This is a genomic window from Arthrobacter sp. MDT2-34-1, assembly GCF_059091365.1.
In genome coordinates this window covers 1-760 of record NZ_JBNHGO010000074.1, presented here as the reverse complement: position 1 = coordinate 760, position 760 = coordinate 1, and the positions used below count along the sequence as shown (strand labels likewise).

The following is a 760-nucleotide window of genomic DNA, read 5'->3' as shown; positions in this document are numbered from 1 at the left end:
CAACCCAACACCGGTCACCCCCTGCGCACAAGGTCTGAACGTTACGCACTCGCGATGAGAGTCCCAACACATTTTTCCGGCGCGTGACCGAAACGTTAGCCAGACACGCTTACACTTCAGCCCCGTCCCGCCGCCTGGGGTGCAGACTAGTAAGCGTGGGCCGGTTCCATCCGGCACCCAAGCCAGGCTTTGCTTCATGAGGGGGAACGATGCCAAGCATCAAACGCACGACGGCCATCGCCGCCGTCGGTCTTATTGCTGCCGGGGCCACGGCCGGAGGCGTGTACATCGCCGGCCAGGCGGTCGCCGACCAGAGCACCATCCGCTGCTTTCCCGCTCCTGAGCTTGAGGCCGATGACGCCCTCAGCCTGGCGCACCCGCGCAACAGTCCGCCGGCCGAAGCGATCGAGCACTGCGCGGACCAGTGGCGGAACGGCACACTGACACGGCACGGTATCAATCCGGAGGCCCTGGATCCGGACAGCGGTTTCGACCCGGAGGATACGACCATCACGTTCACCGTGCCGGAACTGAGCGCCTGCCTCTACGAGGACGAGGTCGGGGTCTTCCCCGGCAGCTCCCAAGTCTGCCAGCGGCTGGGCCTGAAGCTTCTGGAGGAATAGCCCCTGCCGGAGGATTACCGCCGGAGGATTACGGGAGGCCCGCCTCCGCGTACCGCTTGAGCCTGCGCAGGTGGACGGCCCAGACGCTGCCATATACCTCCGGCATGGCCTTGCAGGTGCGCTGCATCTCCGGTTCC

General features: G+C 65.7%; 1 protein-coding gene. It reads left to right on the top strand.

Annotation, left to right across the window (positions count from 1 at the left end):
• The first annotated feature begins 209 nt into the window (after positions 1–209).
• Positions 210–623 (top strand): hypothetical protein, encoded by a 414-nt coding sequence (locus AC5RVV_RS17685; protein ID WP_494002657.1) that lies wholly within the window; start codon positions 210–212, stop codon positions 621–623.
• Positions 624–760 lie beyond the last annotated feature (137 nt).

What these genes read in the sequence shown, in the direction of transcription:
- AC5RVV_RS17685 (WP_494002657.1), top strand. Translation starts at nt 210, where the DNA reads ATGCCAAGCATCAAACGCACGACGGCCATCGCCGCCGTCGGTCTTATT.